The 20,917-nt window shown below is 47.9% G+C and carries 16 protein-coding genes; 11 read left to right on the forward strand and 5 right to left on the reverse strand.

Going from position 1 to position 20,917, the window contains the following annotated elements:
* Positions 1-16 precede the first annotated feature (16 nt).
* A complete protein-coding gene (gene trkA, locus AC566Q_RS24410; protein ID WP_499612119.1) occupies positions 17-1,396 on the forward strand; it encodes a Trk system potassium transporter TrkA in 1,380 nt (459 codons plus the stop codon).
* Between the two features lie 335 nt (positions 1,397-1,731).
* Positions 1,732-2,982 (forward strand): CsgG/HfaB family protein, encoded by a 1,251-nt coding sequence (locus AC566Q_RS24415; RefSeq protein WP_499612122.1) that lies wholly within the window; start codon positions 1,732-1,734, stop codon positions 2,980-2,982.
* Here AC566Q_RS24415 and AC566Q_RS24420 read toward each other — a convergent pair.
* The gene (locus AC566Q_RS24420) at positions 2,979-4,430 is read right to left on the reverse strand and encodes a TrkH family potassium uptake protein (RefSeq protein ID WP_499612124.1); all 1,452 of its coding nucleotides are present in this window, start codon (positions 4,428-4,430) and stop codon (positions 2,979-2,981) included. The two genes, AC566Q_RS24415 and AC566Q_RS24420, sit on opposite strands and share 4 nt — an antisense overlap.
* Positions 4,431-4,520: 90 nt before the next feature.
* Complete coding sequence (gene elbB, locus AC566Q_RS24425) at positions 4,521-5,177, reverse strand: isoprenoid biosynthesis glyoxalase ElbB (protein WP_499612126.1); 657 nt, start codon at positions 5,175-5,177, stop codon at positions 4,521-4,523.
* A 394-nt stretch (positions 5,178-5,571) separates the two neighbouring features.
* On the opposite strand from elbB, the gene polA reads away from it, so the two are divergent.
* On the forward strand, positions 5,572-8,343 hold the full coding sequence (gene polA, locus AC566Q_RS24430; RefSeq protein WP_499612128.1) for a DNA polymerase I: 2,772 nt from the start codon (positions 5,572-5,574) through the stop codon (positions 8,341-8,343).
* A 450-nt stretch (positions 8,344-8,793) separates the two neighbouring features.
* Here polA and yihA read toward each other — a convergent pair whose 3' ends face one another.
* Complete coding sequence (gene yihA, locus AC566Q_RS24435) at positions 8,794-9,426, reverse strand: ribosome biogenesis GTP-binding protein YihA/YsxC (protein WP_105935449.1); 633 nt, start codon at positions 9,424-9,426, stop codon at positions 8,794-8,796.
* 171 nt (positions 9,427-9,597) lie between these two features.
* Between yihA and AC566Q_RS24440 the strand changes: the two genes are divergently transcribed.
* The 4 genes from AC566Q_RS24440 to AC566Q_RS24455 all read left to right on the forward strand — a co-directional run bounded on the left by AC566Q_RS24440 (position 9,598) and on the right by AC566Q_RS24455 (position 12,226).
* Positions 9,598-10,221 (forward strand): c-type cytochrome, encoded by a 624-nt coding sequence (locus tag AC566Q_RS24440; protein WP_105935448.1) that lies wholly within the window; start codon positions 9,598-9,600, stop codon positions 10,219-10,221.
* A gap of 336 nt (positions 10,222-10,557) precedes the next feature.
* Positions 10,558-11,193 (forward strand): class I SAM-dependent methyltransferase, encoded by a 636-nt coding sequence (locus AC566Q_RS24445; RefSeq protein ID WP_205664789.1) that lies wholly within the window; start codon positions 10,558-10,560, stop codon positions 11,191-11,193.
* A gap of 62 nt (positions 11,194-11,255) precedes the next feature.
* Positions 11,256-11,744 carry a Der GTPase-activating protein YihI gene (gene yihI / locus AC566Q_RS24450; RefSeq protein ID WP_105935446.1) on the forward strand — a complete coding sequence of 163 codons (489 nt, stop codon included), beginning with the start codon at positions 11,256-11,258 and terminating at the stop codon, positions 11,742-11,744.
* A 2-nt stretch (positions 11,745-11,746) separates the two neighbouring features.
* Positions 11,747-12,226, forward strand: a complete 480-nt coding sequence (locus AC566Q_RS24455) for a DUF2489 domain-containing protein (protein WP_105935445.1) — start codon at positions 11,747-11,749, stop codon at positions 12,224-12,226.
* On the opposite strand, the gene AC566Q_RS24460 is transcribed toward AC566Q_RS24455, so the two are convergent.
* The gene (locus tag AC566Q_RS24460; RefSeq protein WP_105935444.1) at positions 12,190-12,777 is read right to left on the reverse strand and encodes a DNA-3-methyladenine glycosylase I; all 588 of its coding nucleotides are present in this window, start codon (positions 12,775-12,777) and stop codon (positions 12,190-12,192) included. The two genes, AC566Q_RS24455 and AC566Q_RS24460, sit on opposite strands and share 37 nt — an antisense overlap.
* A 184-nt stretch (positions 12,778-12,961) precedes the next feature.
* Between AC566Q_RS24460 and glyQ the strand changes: the two genes are divergently transcribed.
* From glyQ to AC566Q_RS24475, 3 genes are all read left to right on the forward strand, one after another.
* The gene (gene glyQ / locus AC566Q_RS24465) at positions 12,962-13,867 is read left to right on the forward strand and encodes a glycine--tRNA ligase subunit alpha (RefSeq protein ID WP_499612132.1); all 906 of its coding nucleotides are present in this window, start codon (positions 12,962-12,964) and stop codon (positions 13,865-13,867) included.
* A gap of 3 nt (positions 13,868-13,870) precedes the next feature.
* Positions 13,871-15,940: a glycine--tRNA ligase subunit beta gene (glyS, locus tag AC566Q_RS24470; protein WP_499612133.1), complete on the forward strand. Its 2,070-nt coding sequence runs from the start codon at positions 13,871-13,873 to the stop codon at positions 15,938-15,940.
* A 64-nt stretch (positions 15,941-16,004) separates the two neighbouring features.
* Complete coding sequence (locus AC566Q_RS24475; RefSeq protein WP_499612135.1) at positions 16,005-16,442, forward strand: early set domain-containing protein; 438 nt, start codon at positions 16,005-16,007, stop codon at positions 16,440-16,442.
* A gap of 82 nt (positions 16,443-16,524) precedes the next feature.
* Here the strand turns inward: AC566Q_RS24475 and AC566Q_RS24480 are convergent, their stop codons facing one another.
* The gene (locus AC566Q_RS24480; protein ID WP_499612137.1) at positions 16,525-19,203 is read right to left on the reverse strand and encodes a M14 family metallopeptidase; all 2,679 of its coding nucleotides are present in this window, start codon (positions 19,201-19,203) and stop codon (positions 16,525-16,527) included.
* A gap of 225 nt (positions 19,204-19,428) precedes the next feature.
* Between AC566Q_RS24480 and AC566Q_RS24485 the strand changes: the two genes are divergently transcribed.
* Positions 19,429-20,757: an IS4 family transposase gene (locus tag AC566Q_RS24485; protein ID WP_499612139.1), complete on the forward strand. Its 1,329-nt coding sequence runs from the start codon at positions 19,429-19,431 to the stop codon at positions 20,755-20,757.
* Positions 20,758-20,917 lie beyond the last annotated feature (160 nt).

Genomic DNA, 20,917 nt, shown 5'->3' on the forward strand with positions numbered 1-20,917 from the left:
ACACCTTACAACGACGATGAAAATTATCATCCTTGGCGCAGGACAGGTTGGCGGTACACTGGCTGAAAACCTGGTAGGCGAAAAAAACGAAATCACGGTGATCGATTCCGATCCCGTTATCCTGCGTGCCTTGCAGGACCGCCTCGATCTGCAGGTTGTAACCGGTGTTGGTTCCCACCCTGATGTACTGCGTAAAGCTGGTGCCGAAGACGCCGACATGCTGATTGCTGTGACCAACAGTGACGAAAGTAACATGCTGGCTTGCCAGGTAGCTTACAGTCTGTTTAAAACCCCTACCAAAATTGCCCGGGTCCGCTCCGAGCAATACATCATTTACCAGGAACAACTGTACAAGCAACAGGATATTCCGGTTGACCATATTATTGCCCCGGAACAATTGGTGACTCAGGCCATTAAACGCCTGATTGACTACCCCGGCGCCCTGCAGGTAGTAGAATTTGCTGAAGGCAAAGCCAGCCTGGTTGCGGTAAAAGCCTATTACGGAGGTTTGCTGGTAGGCCATGCCTTATCTGCTTTGAAAGATCATATGCCCAATGTGGAAACCCGGGTAGCGGCCATTTACCGCCGCGGCAAACCAATCCGGCCGCTGGGTACCACCGTCATTGAAGCTGATGACGAAGTGTTTTTTATTGCCGCCACCAAACACATTCGCGCGGTAATGAGCGAGCTGCAAAAGCTGGAGTCAAGCTATAAACGCATCATGATTGCCGGTGGTGGCTTAATTGGTGCCGGTCTGGCCAAGCGCCTGGAACACAATCACAACGTTAAGCTTATTGAGTACAGCCCGCAACGAGCGCAGTATTTGTCTGCCCATCTGGATAAAACCATTGTCTTCAGCGGCGATGCCTCCGACTCCACGCTGCTAAGTGAGGAAGGCGTAGAACAGGTGGATGCGTTTATTGCGGTAACCAACGACGATGAAGCGAATATTATGTCGGCCATGCTGGCTAAGCGCATGGGTGCACAAAAAGCCATGGTGCTGATCCAACGCAGCGCCTATGTGGATCTGGTTCAGGGCGGCGAGATCGATATCGCCTTTTCCCCTCAACAAGCCACCATCTCCGCTTTGCTTACTCATGTTCGCCGAGGGGATATAGTTAATGTGTACTCACTTCGCCGCGGTGCCGCAGAAGCTATAGAAGCCATCGCACATGGTGATAAAAATACGTCAAAGGTGGTAGGCCGCGAAATTGGCAGTATTAAATTACCCCCCGGCACCACCATTGGTGCCATTGTACGCGAAGAGCAGGTTATTATTGCCCACAGTGATACTGTGATAGAAGCCAACGACCACGTCATTTTGTTTTTGGTTGATAAAAAGTATATCAATGATGTGGAGCGTTTGTTCCAGCCAAGCGCATTCTTTTTTGGCTAAAGATCGTTCAGTTTGCTTGCAAAACACGTCTAAACTGATAGATTTTACTGTGTTGTGAAGTTAATCAGGATGTTGAATTTTCGCTAGGGAGTATTGCGAATTACAGCGGTTTTCCTTGTTTATACAACGCCGTTGCCGGTGAGGTTAAGTACATAATCACTCGAACGTTTTTACTGAAACGTGATACCCCATCGGTTTCCTTAATTGTTAGTATTGTATGAGAGGGATCCGTGAAAACTATCAACTCAAAGGTTGTAAAACCGTTCAAGCAACCCCGAATTAAATCACTGAAACTATTAACTATTGCCTGCGCTTTAGCTGTGCAAACGGCGTGTATGTCAACCAACCCGATGATGGGCGGCAGTGACAGCACCGTTACCGGCGCCGCTGGTGGTGCCAATGCGTCGGAAAACAATACCGCGCTGGAAAAATGCGATACGCCATTGGGCACCGCTTCAATATTTGAAGACACCAGCTTACCCTGGTGGCAGGATTACCGCAGAACCTACCCGAAAGTCGGTAGTACTGTTCCCATACTTCGCCTGATGATTCAGCAATCAAACTGCTTTGTTATTGTAGAACGTGGCCGGGCTATGAATGCGATGAATAGAGAGCGTCAATTGATGCAATCCGGCCAGCTTCGCAATACCAGTAATATTGGCGCCGGTCAGATGGTAGCGGCTGATTACACGGTAAGCCCGGAGATCATGTTTGCCGAGAAAACAGCCTCTGGAAAAGCTATTGGTGGCGCTTTACTCGGCGGCCTGGGTTCCCTGGTGGGTGGTGCTTTTGACAAAAACGAAGCTGCTACCACGCTAATGTTAATCGATAACCGCTCGGGTGTACAGCTATCATCCTCGTACGGTTCATCGTCGAACTATGATTTTGGCATGTTTGCCGGCATGTTTGGTGGCGGCGTTGGCGGTGCAGGTGGCGCTTATTCGAAGACACCTGAAGGTAAAATGCTGACAACCGCATTCGCCGACTCGTTTAATAACATGGTGAAAGCTCTGAGAAACTACAAAGCTCAGGAAGTCGAAGGTGGCCTTGGCAACGGTGGCTCTCTATCGGTTAGTGGAGCACAGGACGCTAAACCACAAACCCAGCCAATTCCTCAGGAGCCCAGCCCGCCGCTGGTATCAACAGCGGTTTATGTGGAGCCCACGCCAGCATCGACTTCTGTGAATAGAAGTAAAAGCTATAACTTTGATATAGACGAATATGACGAAGATGCTTTTAATCAGTATTTTGAATGGCTTAAAAACACTGGCCCGTTAGTAACAGCATTTGCTAGCTTTGACCCTGAAAATAACAGCAATGCATTTGGCGGTATGTCCATTTCTTCGGTTGCAACAATGCTTCTTGGTCAACTGGATACTTATCGTATTGAGTTAGAGGCGTGGCCGTATGAAGCTAGAGCTGAAGCCTGGCGTGTTATGGGTAAACGTATCGAGAGCCACAGCAAAATATTCGAACGGAACCGTCAAATGGCGTTGAAAAACGAACGGTTATCAGAAGACGTTCGTTATATGATTTCTGATATCCAGCTTGTTACCAAGGAAAACTTATTTCCTGAAGGTATCTAGCCCCGCCAGAACGTAGGCGAGAACAATACCAGTAAGGAAAAGACTTCCAGTCGACCAAACAGCATGGCGGTAACCAATAACCACTTACCGCCATCGCTGACATCGGCAAAGGTACCTGCAACCGAACCCAGCCCCGGGCCAAGGTTGTTTAAGGTAGCGGCTGTCGCAGTGAAAGCAGTAATATTATCCAGCCCGGTAGCAATCAGACCTATCATAATCACCACAAACACTATCGCGTAAGCAGAGAAAAAGCCCCATACCGCTTCGACTACCCTGTCTGGCATCGCCCGCTCCCCCAGTTTAACGGAGTAAACGGCCTTTGGATGAATCAGCCGGTCTATTTCCCGTTTGCCTTGTAGGAACAACAAGTAGACCCGGATCACTTTTAACCCGCCACCGGTAGAGCCGGCGCAGCCACCAATGAAGCTGGAAAAAATCAGCAGAATGGGCAGAAATGATGGCCAGTTTGCAAAGTCGGTGGTGGCGAATCCCGCCGTAGTACTGATCGATATGGCCTGAATGACCGCCTGATCCAGGGCCTCCTCGGCGTCGCTGAAGTGATTGTGAAAGACCAGCACCATAAAACACACACTGATCAATGCCGCCTGAATAAACAGAAAGGCTTTTAATTCCGGGTCGTGCCAGTAGCCTTTTAATGACCGGCCGCTGGCCGCAGCGTAATGCAGCGAAAAATTAAAGGCGGCGATAATCAAAAAAACAGCACATATGGCGTTAACCACCGGACTATCAAAATATCCGAGGCTGGCATCGTGAGTAGAAAACCCGCCAATGGCAATGGTCGAAAAAGAATGGCAGATGGCGTCGAACCAGTCCATGCCGGCAAACCAGTAAGCCAGTGTGCACGCGGTGGTCAGCGATAAGTAAATATACCAGAGATGCTTGGCGGTATCCGCTATCCGCGGAGTCATTTTAGAGTCTTTTACTGGCCCGGGGGTTTCGGCCCGGTACAGCTGCATTCCCCCCACACCAAGGATTGGCAGAATAGCCACCGCCAGAACGATGATCCCCATACCGCCCAGCCATTGCAGTTGTTGCCGGTAAAACTGTACGGAATGGGGTAGAAAGTCTATCCCTTCGATAACCGTTGCACCGGTAGTGGTTAAGCCCGAAAACGACTCGAAAAACGCATCGGTTACGGTCATAGAAGGTTGTTCGAGAAGAATAAACGGGATAGCACCGAAACTGGCCAGTACTGACCAGAATAACACCACAATCAAAAAGCCTTCACGGGCCCTTAAGTCCTGGCGATGACTGCGATTGGGATACCAAAACACACAACCGGTCAGGATACATAGTATGAAAGCCAGGAAAAATGGCAAGCCACTACCATCTTGGTAAATCAGAGAAACGATCGCTGGCGGGATCATGGTGACTGAAAACAGTGCAACCAGTAACCCTAAAATACGGATGATAGCGCGATAATGCATTATAGTATGTTGGCTATTTTTTATGTTATTGAATTGATGCAGCTCTCACTATATAGCGAAAGCCACATACAACCAAGAGACACTTCAGTATTACGACTGCATGGCAAACACTGCCTGCACCATCTTATCGAGCCCTTCCCCTACTTCCAGCAGGTTCTGGCCAAGCATATAAGCAGGTGTAGTAACCAGTTTAGCTTCGCTATCAATAATTACCTCAGTTACTGCACAGTTTTGATGTTTAATGCCAAATTGCTCCAGCGCCTCTGCGGTACCAGCATCGTTGCCAATGGTCAGGTTTATGCTGTTGCCATACACCTTTGCTGCCAGCGCCGGAGCAATACAGGCATAGGCAGCCGGTTTACCAGCCTCGGCAAAAGCTTTACAAACGGTCAGAACATCAGCGTCAAATTCACATTGAGCACCATCTACCGCGAAGGTGCACAGATTTTTAGCTGCGCCAAAGCCGCCCGGTAAAATTAATAAATCAAACTCATCAACATTGCACTCTGTTACGGCCTTAACCTCGCCCCGGGTTATTCGGGCAGACTCCACCAGGACGTTACGCGACTCCCCTTCTGCCACTTCCCCTGTCAGGTGATTTATAACATGCAATTGCGGCTTGTCCGGAGCAAAACACTGATAACTGCCGCCGTGTTTCAGAATACTTTGCAGCGTTAACACGGATTCATGAATTTCGGCGCCGTCATAAACGCCACACCCACTCAGAATTACTGCTACTTTTTTCATGATCTTGCCTCCATACTGTGTTTTTTCTGGCTTATGCAATTTCATTTTATAAATTGCCTTTAAACAATAAAAATTTTATCAACCAAAACTGGGATTTCTACTGGTATATGCTAAATTATCCTTTGTACCAGCGCCTGACTAAATAATAGACAGTTTGGTTATCCACAATAATATATGGAAATAATAAAGCAGGGTAGAGTCTGCAACTTTTTTATTTTTCCCTTACTTTTCATAAAGATCTGCTACCAATATCGTAGCGATCGGATCGCGCCATTTTCACGTTGATCACATTAGATCACAAAGTTATCCACAGTCACTGGGATCGCAGTAGTAGCCATCGACAAAGGTGTATGGCATGCTTCGCCACAGACCATAGCAAGAGAAGATTTTAATCATGTCATCCCCTTCAAAGCCCCCGTTTATCCTCGTCGATGGGTCTTCATACCTGTTCAGAGCTTTTCATGGATTGCCACCACTGACCAACACCAAAGGTCAGGACACTGGTGCGATCTACGGCGTGATCAACATGCTCAAAAGCTTGATCAAACAGTACAGTCCAACGCATATTGGCGTGGTATTCGACGCCAAGGGAAAAACCTTTCGGGATGATATCTATCCGGAGTACAAGGCTAACCGCCCTCCCATGCCGGATGAATTGCGCTCGCAAATAGCCCCGCTGCACGAAATGATTAAAGCCATGGGCTTACCACTGATTATTGAAGACGGCGTAGAAGCCGATGACGTAATCGGCACCCTTGCCCGACAGGCTGGTGAACAGGGTATCGACACCCTTATCAGCACCGGTGATAAAGATATGGCTCAGTTAGTCAATGAGCATGTCACGTTAATTAATACCATGAACAACCAGTTAATGGATGTTCAGGGTGTGCAGGATAAGTTTGGGATCCCACCAGAACTGGTCATCGACTTCCTCGCACTTAAAGGAGATAAGGTCGATAACATTCCAGGTGTACCGGGTGTTGGCGATAAGAGCGCCCAGGGATTGCTAAACGGTATTGGTGGCATTGAAGCCATCTATCAAAACCTCGACAAAATCGCTGAACTGGGTTTTCGCGGTGCCAAAACGCTGGGCAAGAAAATGGTCGAGTATGAGGAACAGGCCCGTTTATCCTACAAACTGGCAACCATTGATGTAGACCTTAACCTCGACTATTCGCCACAAACCCTTACCCCGGAACAAGCCGATAACGACAAACTGGCTGATCTGTACAGCGAATACGAATTTAAGCGCTGGTACACCGAAGTCACCAGCAGTCAGGCCACACCGGCCGCAACAGATTCAGACAGTCAAAGTAAAGAGACCGATGAAGAAGATTCCGCCGCTGCTGATATCGAGACTGACTACACAACGATCCTCGACGAAGCCACATTCAAGCAGTGGTTTGAAAGAATCCAACTGGCCGATATTGTTGCTTTTGATACCGAAACCACCAGCCTGGACTATATGGAAGCGGAGCTGGTTGGTATGTCTTTTTGTATGGAGCCTGGTGTTGCCGCGTACCTGCCGGTTGCACATGACTACCCGGATGCACCGGAACAGCTATCCAGAGACTGGGTACTTCAGCAGTTAAAACCCTGGCTGGAGGATGCTTCCCGGATCAAGGTAGGCCAGCATCTTAAGTACGACAAAAATGTACTCGCTAATTACGACATTACACTCGATGGCATTGGTTTCGATACCATGCTCGAGTCTTATGTATTAAACAGTACCGGTAGTCGACACGATATGGATACCCTGGCACAAAACTATCTGAACCATCGTACCGTTCATTATGAAGAGATCGCGGGTAAAGGGGCTAAACAGCTCACCTTTAATCAGATCGAGCTGGAACAAGCCGCCTTTTATGCGGCAGAAGATGCCGACATCACCCTGCGTTTACACGAAGTGCTGTGGCCAAAGGTAGCGGCCGAAGACACCCTGAAGAAAATTCTGCAGGAAATTGAAGTACCACTGGCCTCTATTCTGGCCCGCATGGAACAACAGGGTGTACTGATAGACAGTCAGCAATTAAGTCAGCAAAGTCAGCAACTGGCTACCCGCATCATGGAGCTTGAAAAAGAAGTGCATGAGATGGCCGGGGAAGCATTTAATTTGGGCTCCACCAAACAACTGCAGCACATTCTGTTTGAGAAGATGGAGCTGCCGGTGGTTAAAAAGACCCCTAAAGGCGCACCTTCAACCTCTGAAGAAGTGTTGCAGGAACTGGCACTGGACTACCCTCTGCCGGCGCTGATTATGGAATACCGCGGTCTGACCAAGCTTAAGAATACCTACACGGATAAACTGCCGAAGATGATTAATCATCGCACCGGTCGTGTTCATACCTCTTATCATCAGGCAGTGACCGCTACCGGCCGGCTATCATCAACGGATCCTAACTTACAGAACATCCCTATTCGTAACGAAGAAGGCCGCCGGGTGCGTAAAGCCTTTATCGCCCGCGAAGGATACAAGATTGTGGCGGCCGACTACTCGCAAATCGAGTTGCGGATTATGGCTCACTTGTCCGGCGATCAGGGCCTGCTCGACGCCTTTGCCCATGGCAAGGATATTCACCGGGCCACCGCATCCGAGGTGTTTAATGTTGCTGAGGATGACGTTACCGCTAACCAACGCCGCAGCGCCAAAGCAATTAACTTTGGTTTGATCTACGGAATGTCTGCTTTTGGTCTGGCTAAACAGTTACATGTTAGCCGTCAGGAAGCCCAGGAATATATGGATCTGTATTTCAAGCGTTACCCCGGCGTGCTCGATTATATGGATCGTACCCGTGAGTTTGCCAAACAACATGGTTATGTCGAGACCGTATTTGGTCGCCGGCTGTATTTGCCGGAAATCAAATCGAGCAATGGTGCGCGACGTAAAGGTGCCGAACGGGCGGCAATCAATGCGCCCATGCAGGGCACGGCTGCCGACGTAATAAAAATGGCTATGATCCAGGTGGATGACTGGATCCGCAGCATCGATAGCGACGACGTAGTGATGATCATGCAGGTGCACGATGAACTGGTATTTGAAATCAAACAGGACACCCTGGATACCAACGTGGCAACCATTGTAGAACTGATGGAACAGGCAGCAACGCTGTCGGTACCACTGAAAGTAGAAGCCGGAAATGGCGAAAACTGGGAAGAAGCACACTAAAAGGTAATTAGCTTTCAGAAAAAACGTAACAATTGCTGAATATTACGGCAAGTCACCGGTTACATAAGTAATAAAATTACATTTTTGACTTGCCGTTTTCGATTAGCTTAGGTAGTCTTACCACTGTAGGGTACAGAGGTGAGAAATCATTTTTCAAACCTTTGATTTGAGCTCCGGTGTTTACCGGAGCTTTTTTTATGTCTGAAATAAAACTGCAGGCGGGCCTGTTCAAGCTGTCCGTAAAGTATTTCTACCTTCCTCAACGCTCCTGAACAACGTTTTTTTAACGCTTAAAATACTGATAAATAAAAAGAATAAAATTAATTTAAAAATAAATGAATTATTTCTGAACTTTCGGTGTGATTACGTACTCTTACAATCGGTTTTTTTATGTGTTTTCTCTCAGTCCTTAACCCCATTCTATGAATGGGGTTATTTTTTTGGGCGCTACTAATCAGCGCTACCTTCCTCATCCGCCGGCTCATCTTTGATCAGACCAAACCATTGGTTCAGCACTGCTTCAAATTCAGGTAAACCGTGTTTATTTAAAGCTGAAAAAGTCTGCACAGTGACGTCACCGCAAAATGCCAGCGCGGCTTCCCTGGCCATCAGTAATTGCGCTTTGCGTTTACCTGATTTTAATTTGTCGGCTTTGGTTAATAACGCCAGAACCGGGATCCCGGCCTCCACTGCCCAATGGATAAGATCCTGGTCGATGTCTTTATAAGGATGACGAATATCCATCAGTACAACCAGGCCCTTCAGGCTTTTGCGCTGTTGTAAGTACTCACCAAGGGAACGCTGCCATTTTTGCTTCATGGCCAGCGGTACTTTGGCATAACCGTATCCGGGCAAATCCACCAAGCGCTTATCGGCTTCCAGCTCAAACACGTTAATAAGCTGAGTGCGGCCTGGGGTTTTACTGGTTCTGGCCAGATTTTTCTGCCGGGTTAATGTGTTTAAAGCGCTGGACTTACCGGCATTTGACCGTCCGGCGAAGGCGACCTCAATACCGCTATCATCTTTAAGGTGCTTAATGTCGGGGGCACTGGTAAAAAATTTTGCTTTGCTGTAATAACTCATGGGGTACTCATAATGTCAGAACGTCTGCTACATTAGTCGTAGTTCAATATTAAACCGATGTTATTCCATAGTTTTAGCATGGAATAGGTTTTTCTGACGCGTTAAATGTGTAAAATACGCATGATATCACGTATATCACATCAGCCGTTGGATCCTTGTAAGAGAAAAATTATGAAAAAACTGTGTTTGTTGGTTTGTTTAACCCTTGGGTTTACCACTTCTGTTACTGCCGAAGGAGACCCTGAAGCTGGTAAAGCAAAATCAGCTGTCTGTGCTGCCTGTCACGGACCTGATGGAAACAGTATGATCGATATCAATCCCAAGATTGCCGGTCAGCACCAGAACTATCTGGTAAAACAATTAACCGAATTCCGCTTAGCCTCTTCTACCGGTGGCGAAGAAGGTCGTAATAATGCCGTGATGAACGGTATGGCTGCCCCGCTGAGCGATCAGGATATTGCCGATTTGGCGGCTTACTTCTCAAGCCAGGAAGCAACGCCGGGCTCTACTCCGGAAAACTTTGTTGAGCCGGGAGAAGCTCTGTACCGCGGTGGTGATGCAGAACGTGGCGTAACAGCTTGTATTGCGTGTCACGGCCCAAGTGGTAACGGCATGCAATTAGCAGGTTTCCCGGATATCAGTGGTCAGCATGCAGCCTATACTACTGCTCAGTTAAAAGCCTTCCGCGCCGGCGAACGTCACAACGACATGAACGGTATGATGCGCGACGTAGCCTCTAAACTGACTGACGAAGACATCGAAATCCTGGCGAATTATATCGCGGGTTTACACTAAAATTTACCGTGCTGACTAATGCTTACACGCCATTGTTAATAAAATGTAACACGCAGTGTTGTAATTTATTACAGTTAGTGTAAGCTAGTTTGCGTCGTGAAACCTGTTGTGAAACAGCCCGACAATAACAACAAAAATAAAAAGTCAGTCCACGGATGAATTTATAAAGTGTCAGGAAGACCCAGAACAAAAAATGCTCTGTGAAAAAGAACAATAAGGGGAGCACTGCAGGAAAGCCAGCCGCACAGAGAAGTGCACTAACGGGAGAGGTGTCATCTGACACTCAATTAACAAGGTGATGGTGTGATACCATCACCTTTTTTATTGCGGTAAATCATGTTTAATTGCCCACTTTGCCAGTCTAAACAATACGTTCAGTTTCATCAGGATAAAAAACGTACCTACTTTCGCTGCAATCAGTGTCTGTTGGTGTTTGTCGATCCGCAATGCTTACCAGAGCCGAAACAGGAACTGGCTGAGTACCGCCTGCATCAGAACAGCCTCGAAGACGAAGGCTACCTACGCTACCTAAATCGTTTAGTAGACTGTGTTACGCCGCATCTGAATACGGATGCTAAAGTGTTGGATTACGGCTCAGGCCCCTGCCCGGCATTGGCGCACTTACTTAACAAAGCGGGCTTTAATACCGATTGTTTCGACCCCTTTTTCGGCCCGCACGAAATTCCCGGCACCAGCTATGATTTGATCACGGCGACAGAATCTATTGAACATTTCCACACACCGGCAACAGAATGGCGGCGCTGGATGGCGCTACTCGCGCCCGAGGGCTGGCTGGCCATCATGACCAAGCGGGTACTAAGTGCCGAAAAATTTGCCAACTGGCATTATAAAAATGACCCCACGCACGTCAGCTTTTTTTCTGTTGAAACCTTTACCTGGCTGGCTCGGGAGTATCAGTTAAATGTGATCTTTCCCGACCGCGATATTGTATTGATGCAGAAGCTCGCGTAATAACACGTTATAATGGTAGCTATTAAACACTGCACCAGAGCGCAGGAGCTCGACAAAATACTATGGCAAAAAAGAAAAAATCCAGAAAGGTAGGTTTGATTGGCGTTCGTAAGAACCCGGATCATGTTAATACCAAGTCTTCTGAACGGCCTAAAAAGCATAAAGGCAAAGCCCCGGGTAGCCGACATAATGTTGAACAGAAGAAAGCTGATAAAGCCACTTCCAATACCAACAAAGACCCGCGCTTAGGCAGTAAGAAACCGGTGCCACTGATCAAATCAGTACCGGCTAAGATTGAAAAGCGCAAGTTTGCTACCCCGGCTGAAGAGTTAGCGGCCATTGAGGCTGATGATCGTCTGGCCAGCTTACTGGATAAACTCGATGACGGTGAGAAGATAACCAAAGAGCAGCAGCACTACGTGGATACCACTATGGCTCGCCATAAAGTGTTGTGTGACCTGATGGGTATCAGTGATGAAGAAGATGAGGAAGACGAAATCGACGATTTAGATGCACTCGATGCATTGAAACTGGACGACTACGAGAAATAACTATGCTTTGGATAATTCTGGTTAGCATTGGTCTGCTGATCATCGCCGGGCTGGGTGTTTACGCCGGCAAACTGGTTTTTCAGTTACAGCAGCAAAACGCTCGCCAAAAGGATGCCCGTGAAAAGCGCCTGGTAGTGATGTTTGAAAGTATTCACACCATTGCCAGAGCGATGCAGCAGCAACAGTGTAATGTATCAGAAGGTACTATACGTATCTGCCGGCTACTCAGAGCACTGCCGGAAGAAGCCCGCGACTATGCTGGTGAATATCCGGCTATTCACACGCTGTTTACTGAAGTCAGCGGCTTCGCCATTTTAGAAGACCGTAAGGCATTATCCAAACAGCAGCGCTTCAATGAAGACAAAGCCCGCGAAGCTATCGAAGAGCAACACGAAACGCCGGTTTTAAAAGAGCTGCCGGCTATTATCGCCTACTGTGAAGAGCGCTATCCGCAGTTAGCCAATTCCCGCACACTTTCGTAACAATGACAGTCTGTGGTGTGGTCGTTGACCATGCCCACAGCCTGCATAAAGGCATAGCAAATCGTCTCGCCAACAAATTTAAAACCCGCTTTTTTGAGTGCCTTTGCCATCGCCTTAGACTCTTCGGTACTGGTAGGCGCATCCCGGTAGTCCTGCCACTGATTTACCACGGTTTTATGGTTGGTGAACTGCCAGATAAAATCACTGAATTCCCTATTTTCGGTAAGTGTCAGATAGGCTCTGGCGTTAGTAATAATGGCATTAATTTTTGCCCGGCTACGAATAATCTGTGGGTTTTGTAGCAGTCGCTCAACGTCCTGGTCGTTCATGGCGGCAATTTTGACCGGGTCGAATTGATGAAAGGCCGCTTCAAACCCCGCCTGTTTTTTTAAAATCGTTATCCAGCTCAGGCCAGCCTGCTGCCCATCCAGACACAATTTTGCAAACAGCTGCTGTGAGTCATATTCAGGCCGCCCCCACACTTCATCATGGTATTGCTGATAAATAGGGTCGTCCGACACCCAGCCACACCGAATAACACTTTCGCTCATTTTTCTCTCCTGTGATAGGTCAACCGTAATACTCGTCGCATAGCGACGCCAGTTTTGTTGGAATAAACCGGACTTTTTAGTCAACAAGCGGGTAATTAAGCCGCCCTAGGCCTACATTCATGGCCTGACAAAATGTATACTAACCCACCTCTTTAAGTCATCAGTCAGTTATAGTCGTTAATGTATGCCTAAGTACGATATTAAAACATTTCAGGGCTTGATCCTTGCCTTACAGGATTACTGGGCCAGACAAGGTTGTGTGATTATTCAACCACTGGATATGGAAGTTGGAGCAGGTACCTTTCACCCTATGACGTTCCTGCGTTCTTTGGGCCCGGAGCCTATTAGCAGTGCTTACGTGCAACCAAGCCGACGCCCTACTGACGGTCGCTACGGTGAAAACCCTAATCGTCTGCAGCATTACTATCAGTTTCAGGTCATGCTCAAGCCTTCACCGGATAACTTCCAGGAGCTTTATTTAGGCTCGTTAAAAGAGCTTGGCTTCGACCCACTGGTGCACGACATTCGCTTTGTAGAAGATAACTGGGAATCACCTACCCTGGGTGCCTGGGGTCTTGGCTGGGAAATCTGGCTTAACGGTATGGAAGTGACCCAGTTTACCTACTTCCAGCAAGTGGGAGGCCTTGAGTGTAAGCCCGTTACCGGTGAGATCACTTATGGTCTTGAGCGTCTGGCCATGTATATCCAGGGTGTAGACAGTATTTACGATCTGGTTTGGACAGACGGCCCAATGGGTAAAGTTACCTATGGCGATGTGTTCCACCAGAACGAAGTGGAGCAATCCATCTATAACTTTGACTATGCCAACGTTGATGTCATGTTCAGAACCTTTGATGAGTGCGAAACAGCTTGTCAGTTGCTGATAGAAAAGAATCTGCCGTTACCGGCTTATGAGCAGGTAATGAAAGCATCCCACGCATTTAACCTGCTGGATGCCCGCCACGCGATATCTGTTACGGAGAGACAACGTTACATCTTACGCGTTAGAACCCTTGCCAAAGCCGTTGCACAAGCTTATTACAATGCCCGTGAAGAGCTTGGTTTCCCGCTGTGTAAGAAGGAGCAGTAAAAGGTGCGCACCGAAAATTTATTAGTTGAACTGGGTAGTGAAGAGCTCCCACCAAAAGCCCTTATCCAACTTGGCTCAAGCTTTGCCGATAACATCAAAGATGCGTTAAGTGCAGCCGATCTGGGCTACAGCGATGTGCAGTGGTTTGCCGCGCCGCGCCGCTTGGCGGTGTACGTCACCGCCCTGGCAGAATCACAGCAAGATAGAGTCGTCGAAAAACGTGGTCCGGCGGTTTCTGCCGCTTTTGATGCCGAAGGTAATCCAACCAAAGCCGCCATGGGCTGGGCCCGAGGTAATGGTATTAATGTTGAAGATGCCGACCGTCTGGTTACCGACAAAGGCGAATGGCTGATGTACAAGGCCGAAGTAAAAGGCAAGAAGATCAGTGAGCTGCTGAAAGACATCGTCAGCCAGGCAATTGCCAAACTGCCTATCCCTAAACCAATGAAATGGGGTGACTACACCACTCAGTTTATTCGTCCGGTACACACGCTGTGTGCACTTTATGGTGATGAACTGATTGATATCGCAGCTTTGGGCTTAAGCAGCGCCAGAACCATTCAGGGCCACCGTTTCCACGGTGAACAGACCTTCGAACTGGATCACGCTGATAATTACCAGAGTGCGTTGAAAGCCCATTATGTTGTAGCCGATTTCGCCAGCCGCGCAACCAGCATTGCTGAATCACTGAATGCTAAAGCCGACGAACTGGGCCTGATTGCCGATTACGATGAAAGCCTGTTAAATGAAATCGCCGCATTGGTCGAGTGGCCGGTGGTGTTGCAGGCAGGTTTCGAAGAAGCCTTCCTGGATGTGCCAAAAGAAGCCCTGATTCACACCATGAAAGGCGATCAGAAATACGTGCCTTTACTGAATAAAGACGGCACTTTATCCAATAAATTCTTGTTTGTGACCAATATCGAGAGTCACGATCCGATTCAGATTATTCATGGTAACGAAAAAGTCATCCGCCCGCGCCTTGCAGATGCCGAGTTTTTCTTTAATACCGACAAAAAGCAGTCTCTCGAGTCACGTTTAGCTTCTCTTGAGTCTGTGCTGTTTCAGAAGCAGTTAGGGACTTTAAAAGAAAAGTCTGATCGCATTGCGGCGTTATCGGGTTACATTGCCGATATCATTGGTGCTGATAGCGCCCACGCGCAACGAGCAGGCCTGTTATCCAAAACCGATCTTATGACTGACATGGTCATGGAGTTTCCGGATGTTCAGGGCGTAATGGGTAAATACTATGCGCTGCACGATGGTGAACCAGCACCGGTAGCCAATGCGTTATACGAGCAGTACTTACCGCGCTTTGCCGGCGACGTGTTACCTGAAGCGCCGGAAAGTGCTGCGGTGGCATTGGCCGATAAGTTCGATACGCTGGTGGGTATTTTTGGCATTGGTCAGTTACCTAAAGGTGATAAAGATCCGTTTGCGTTGCGTCGTGCTGCCATCGGCGTGTTGCGGATTATCACCGAGAAATCATTACTGATCGATCTGCAGGATGTGGTAGTTAAAGCCGCTGAAATCTACGGTGATAAGCTTACCAATCAGGACGTCATCGAGCAGGTAGTCGATTTTGTATTAGGCCGCTTTAATGCCTTACTGCACGATCAGGATGTTGAGACTGATGTTATTCAGGCGGTTTCTGCCCGCCGTCCAACGCAACCAACCGATTTCTTAGCGCGCATTAATGCCGTTGCCGGCTTTAAGCAAAATGAAGCTGCTGAGGCGCTGGCTGCCGCGAATAAGCGGGTAGCGAATATTCTTGCCAAGAATAAAGTTGAAGGCGATCAGAAAGTTGATGAGGCACTGCTCTCAGAAGATGCAGAGATCGCCTTGTATAACGATATAAAAGCGATTCAGGCCAGTATTCACAGCCATGCGGCTAATCGTGAATATACTGAAGTACTGGCTCAGCTGGCAACGTTACGTCCGAGTATCGATGCCTTCTTTGATAACGTAATGGTTATGGCTGACGACCCGGCAATAAAAGCAAACCGCCTGGCGCTGCTATTATTACTGCGCAGTCTGTTTATCACCACCGCAGATATTTCGTTATTAGCCAAATAACATTGAAGTACATTAAAGGGCACCAGGCGTGCCCTTTTTTATTTTCTTTAGTTTGGAGTCAATCATGCAAAAACGTTGGTTAGCTCTGCCGTTATCCCTGTTGATGACAGCCTGTACGCAAACCGGTCAGTACCCGGTCTTTCAGGAAAAGCAGCCAGAAATTGTATTTTCAGACTGGTACCTGCGTGGTGTATTTAACTGGTGGGAAGCCAAACCGGCTTATCAATTACAGCGCGGCAGTAACGGCTGGTACGTGGATGTTGAACTGATTGCTGATGAGCAGCCCTACGACTTTAAGTTTTCCAATGCCAACTGGACGACCGGTCAAACCTGTGGCGCCAGTTACAAAGGCCTGGCGATTGCACTTAAACAGTCCATGTCGCTAACCTGCGGCGAAGACGCTGCTAACATGCGCTTCACACCTCCTCACACTGCAACCTACAGATTCACGGTAAAAGGCAGCCCGAATACGAGTTTAATGCTAAATATCACCGCCCTTTAATCAGGGAATCAATATAAAAAAACGGCGACTCAATATTCAATTGATGTCGCCGTTTTTGTTTATGTCAGACAACTATAAAACGTTATCGCAGCGGATAAGCATGGGCTGAGGCGCGGAATATGCTGTTCATGAACATCACATTTAAGCCATCAAGATAAGCTCGGACTGTTGGCTCCTGGGTATATGCGATGACCATTCCCCGACCCATAGGCTGGTGGATCAGGAACGGCTTATACGCGCTCTGCGTTTTAAACTCATCCCAGATATAGCCACTGGCTACCACCTCATCCTGGCCCTTAAACCAGGCTACATTTTTACCGGAATCCAGTTTGATTGGGCTGTAAATATCGTTTCCGGTAACCATGGCAAACACTTCGGGATTCACCCCTGCGGTAAGCCAGTGCTCCTGGTCAACTTCAACCCGGGTAAGAATACCCGCTACATAATCTGGTAGTTCCTGCTCGTTTTCTATCGCGTTAAGGAAACCTTCGCGATTTTCGATGGTGGTGCCCTCAACAATGTTTCCATCGCCCTGTGCAGTTACGTCTTCGTCTTTTAAGGCATACTCGCGTTTTACATCCAACAGACCAACATTCTCGCTGGCTGCCCACTGAGTCGCATTAGCTATGGTAATTAATACACCACCTTTGCTTACCCAGTCTTTGAGGTTTTCTGCACCGCCCGCCCCCAGATGTCTGGCGTAGTTACCTGAAGGCAGGATAATAACCTGATAGTCACTAAGGTTAGCCCAGCTCATATTGCCGGCGCGGATTGCCGTTACCGGATAATTGAACTGTCGCTCAATCACAAAACGCAGACTGCCAGCACTTAGTGAGCTGGTAGGTTCATCCCAGGCCATGGCGATTTTCGGTGCGCTCATGCCTGCCGTGTTTTCACTACCAAAGCTTGGACCTTCAATCACCCAACTGGTATCCACTCCCACTACTCTGGCGCCGGTCTCGGTGGCAATCCGTTCGATTTCCCCGGCCAGGTTTTTATCGTTCTGAGCAACCTCTACGATCAGCGTACCGGCAGGATAGCTGCCCGATTCCATTTTAAAAGCCTGGTCTGCACTCTTAACCCGGATGCCTGCACGCAGTGCGGCTGTTAAGAACCGCCCCGCGGACATATCACCCCAGGGCACAAGGTACGCCACCTTAGCATCTGCGTTTACCAGTTCTGCTCCCAGGGGCATATCGGCACTGATCATCTTGCCATTTACTTTTACTGCATCGTCACAGCTATCGGTATCCACGTTAAACATCAGCGGTAATGACCAGCCGGTGACATCATAGATCTGATCGCGTAGTTTATTAGCCCGGCGACGCTCCTGTTCAGCCACAAAGTTTTTATCCATATCCACCTGTTGGGTAAAGGTGGTCTTGGCAAACAGTCCTCTGGGCTGGGCGGTATCAATAATAAATGCGCCAGCCTTGTAGCGTTCACCGCACGCTCTGAAGCTCTCTGAGGCCCGTTTAACCTGGACACCATGCTCAGCCATTAATGTGGCTAAACGATGCGTCGCAGCCCTGTCTCTGACGTTTGGCAGAATAAAGGTTCGCTCATCATCATCCTTGCCTGCTTCAATGGCTTTTTGTTGATAAAGATAAAAGTCGCTGAGGATTTTTTCGCGATGTTCAGCAGTAGTTTCGGCCGTTGCCATGGATGCTACGAAGTGGCGCTGTACCGTGTCGCGGTAGTGCAAAATACTGCCGTCCAGTTTTTCAAACTGCTCACCCCGGGCCGATGCTACTTCATAAGTTGCCGCGGACGCACCATAGAAAGTTGGCCAGCTGTCACCATAGCCTGGATAGAAAGCATCAAATACTTCACGGGTGTAGTAGCTGAAACCAAACTGGTCGAAGTATTTTGCGTTGTTTTTACCGATGGTGACATTATTATCTAACTGCTCTTTCTGCATATGGGGGTTAATAGGCTGTGCAGCAGGGACAAAAAAGTAGCTCGAGTCGCCGCCCATTTCATGCAGATCTATGACCACGGTAGGTTTGTATTGGTTAATGACGCGAATACGCGCTTTTGTTTCAGGCTGGGTGATTGCCAGCCAGTCTCGGTTCATATCAAACAGATAGTGATTAGAACGTCCCCGCGGCCAGGGTTCGTTGTGCTCAACGCTCAGGCGGTCGGTACTGTGCTCCAGCCCTACCGTTGCGTAATACTGGTTGATAAACCGCATACGTCCATCCGGATTTTGCATAGGGTCGATAAACACCAGCGTATTATCCAGGATCTTTTTTACCATGGGTTGATTAGTAGCGGCCAGTAAATGATAGGCCGTTACCATTGATGCATCCGTACTGGAAATTTCGTTGCCGTGAACACCGTGCTCCAGCCAAACCGACGACGGCAAAGAAGCAATGAGTTGTTTAGCTTCGCTTTCAGAAGTTGTTCCTGGGTCAGCCAGCCGGTTCATGTTTTTAGCGAATTGCTCAAGATTAGCGAGATTTTCTTTAGAACCGATTACCGCGTAGATTAGCTTGCGCCCTTCCCAGGTTTCGCCGAACTCAACTACCCTGATATTGTCAGGTGCAGCAGCCTGTAACGCATAATAGTATTTTAACGTGTCTGCATGGCTGGTGATGCGTTCACCTAGTTCGTAACCGAGTACTTCCTGGCTGGTAGGAATACTGGCGTTGTATTGTGCAGCTGGCCACATTTCAAAGCTATCTTGCTCGGCTAAAACCGGCGAGGTAAAACCTAGTGATGCAGAAATAGCAGCTGCAAGTAATAGTCGTCTTTTCATTATTATCAATTCCGCAGTCGGCTTGTTTGGTTAATTATCCAATGTAACTGTGTTTGTTGCAGCTGTCATGATCATCAGTCATGTTTAGCTGCCTGTTATCGAAAAGCAAAAAAAACCCGGCGTGTTTAGCCTAATGCCGATCAGTTAAGAAATTTATACTGATCGGTTGACCGATCTTTCTACGGGTTCACAATCCGATATCAGTCTCTGGTATCGGATTTTTTTATGTCTTTACTTACACACCTCGATGATACATTTGGTCATGCAGAAGATTTGAATGCTATCGATAAACTGATGTCTTTCGTTGACCCCGAACTTCTCCAGCAAGCTTATGAATTATCGGGTGTAGCGACCGTCAGGCGTCGACGATTACCTCTGGATTCGGTTGTTTTTACCATTGTTGGTATGAGTCTTTTCCGTAACGACCCTGTCTGGGACATTGCGAATAAACTCGATGTTTCACTACCGGGTAAAAATCGTTTTGTTGCGCCTAGTGCGGTGGTACAAGCGCGCCAACGACTGGGGGAAGATGCCGTCGGGCACACTTTTAAACTGATGGCACAGCGGGCATTTGGTGAGTACGCTTTTGAGCAGTGGTGTGGTTTAAATGTACTGGCGGTTGATGGCGTGATGTTTCGTACTCAGGATACTACGGAGAACCTTAATGCATTTGGTTGTGACCGGAATGCCAAGGGTGATAATCCGTACCCGCAGGTACGCATGTGCAGCCTGATGGAAACGTCCAGCCACCTTCTTTTGGCCAGTGAATTTGATAGTCGTAATGTAGGAGAGATGTCCCTCGCTGAACGGCTTATCCCTTCGGTGCCTGATAACTCTCTGACCCTGTTCGACAGAGGCTATTACTCGCTGGGATTACTCTACTTGTGGATGACTAAAGGGGTCAACACGCACTGGATGCTCCCTGCACGTAAAGATTTACAATACACAGTAAAACATCAACTAAGTGAAGATGATGCTATTGTCACACTGAAAACTTCTCCTCAGGCTAGGAAGAAGTTCGATGGTTTACCGGAAACCATCGAAGCGAGACTGACCAGCTACGAAATCGACGGAAAGACCTATCGGGTGCTTAGTTCAATGGTTGATGCGATGCAGTTTCCCTATGAAGACGTTGTTGATGTGTATGTTCAGCGCTGGGAAATAGAGTTGGGCTTCAGGGAAATGAAACAGACTCTGCATCAGGCAAAACTAACGCTTCGTAGTAAGAAACCTGAGATGGTGCGTCAGGAACTGTGGGGACTATTGCTCGCCTACAACCTGATTAGGATGATGATGCTAGATGCAGTAAAAGACATACCGGATTTATCTCCCTCTCGACTTAGCTTCGGACTCTGCATGAGACATATCATTGTGTTCTTCCTGACCACTATCCCAGACACAGTGACTAAACTGCCAGTTCACTATGAATACCTGATGGAATCGTTGAGGATGATGAGGTTACCGGACAAACGACCTGACAGGTATTATCCACGAGTGGTAAGGAATAGACCGGCTAAATACCCCTCAAAGAAAAATGCCAGTCAGCTTAACTGACTGGCATTAGGCGTGTTTAGCCGGGCTTTTATCTTTATTCGGGTTGTGGGATCTCATAATCCTTGCAAAAAAGAATACCTGTTTTTAAAGGCGTTGCGCGAATTATGAGAATTTTTCAGAATCTGAAATTCTCATAATCTCTTCTAAATTCCGCAAAGAT

This window comes from Alteromonas sp. H02, from assembly GCF_059682525.1.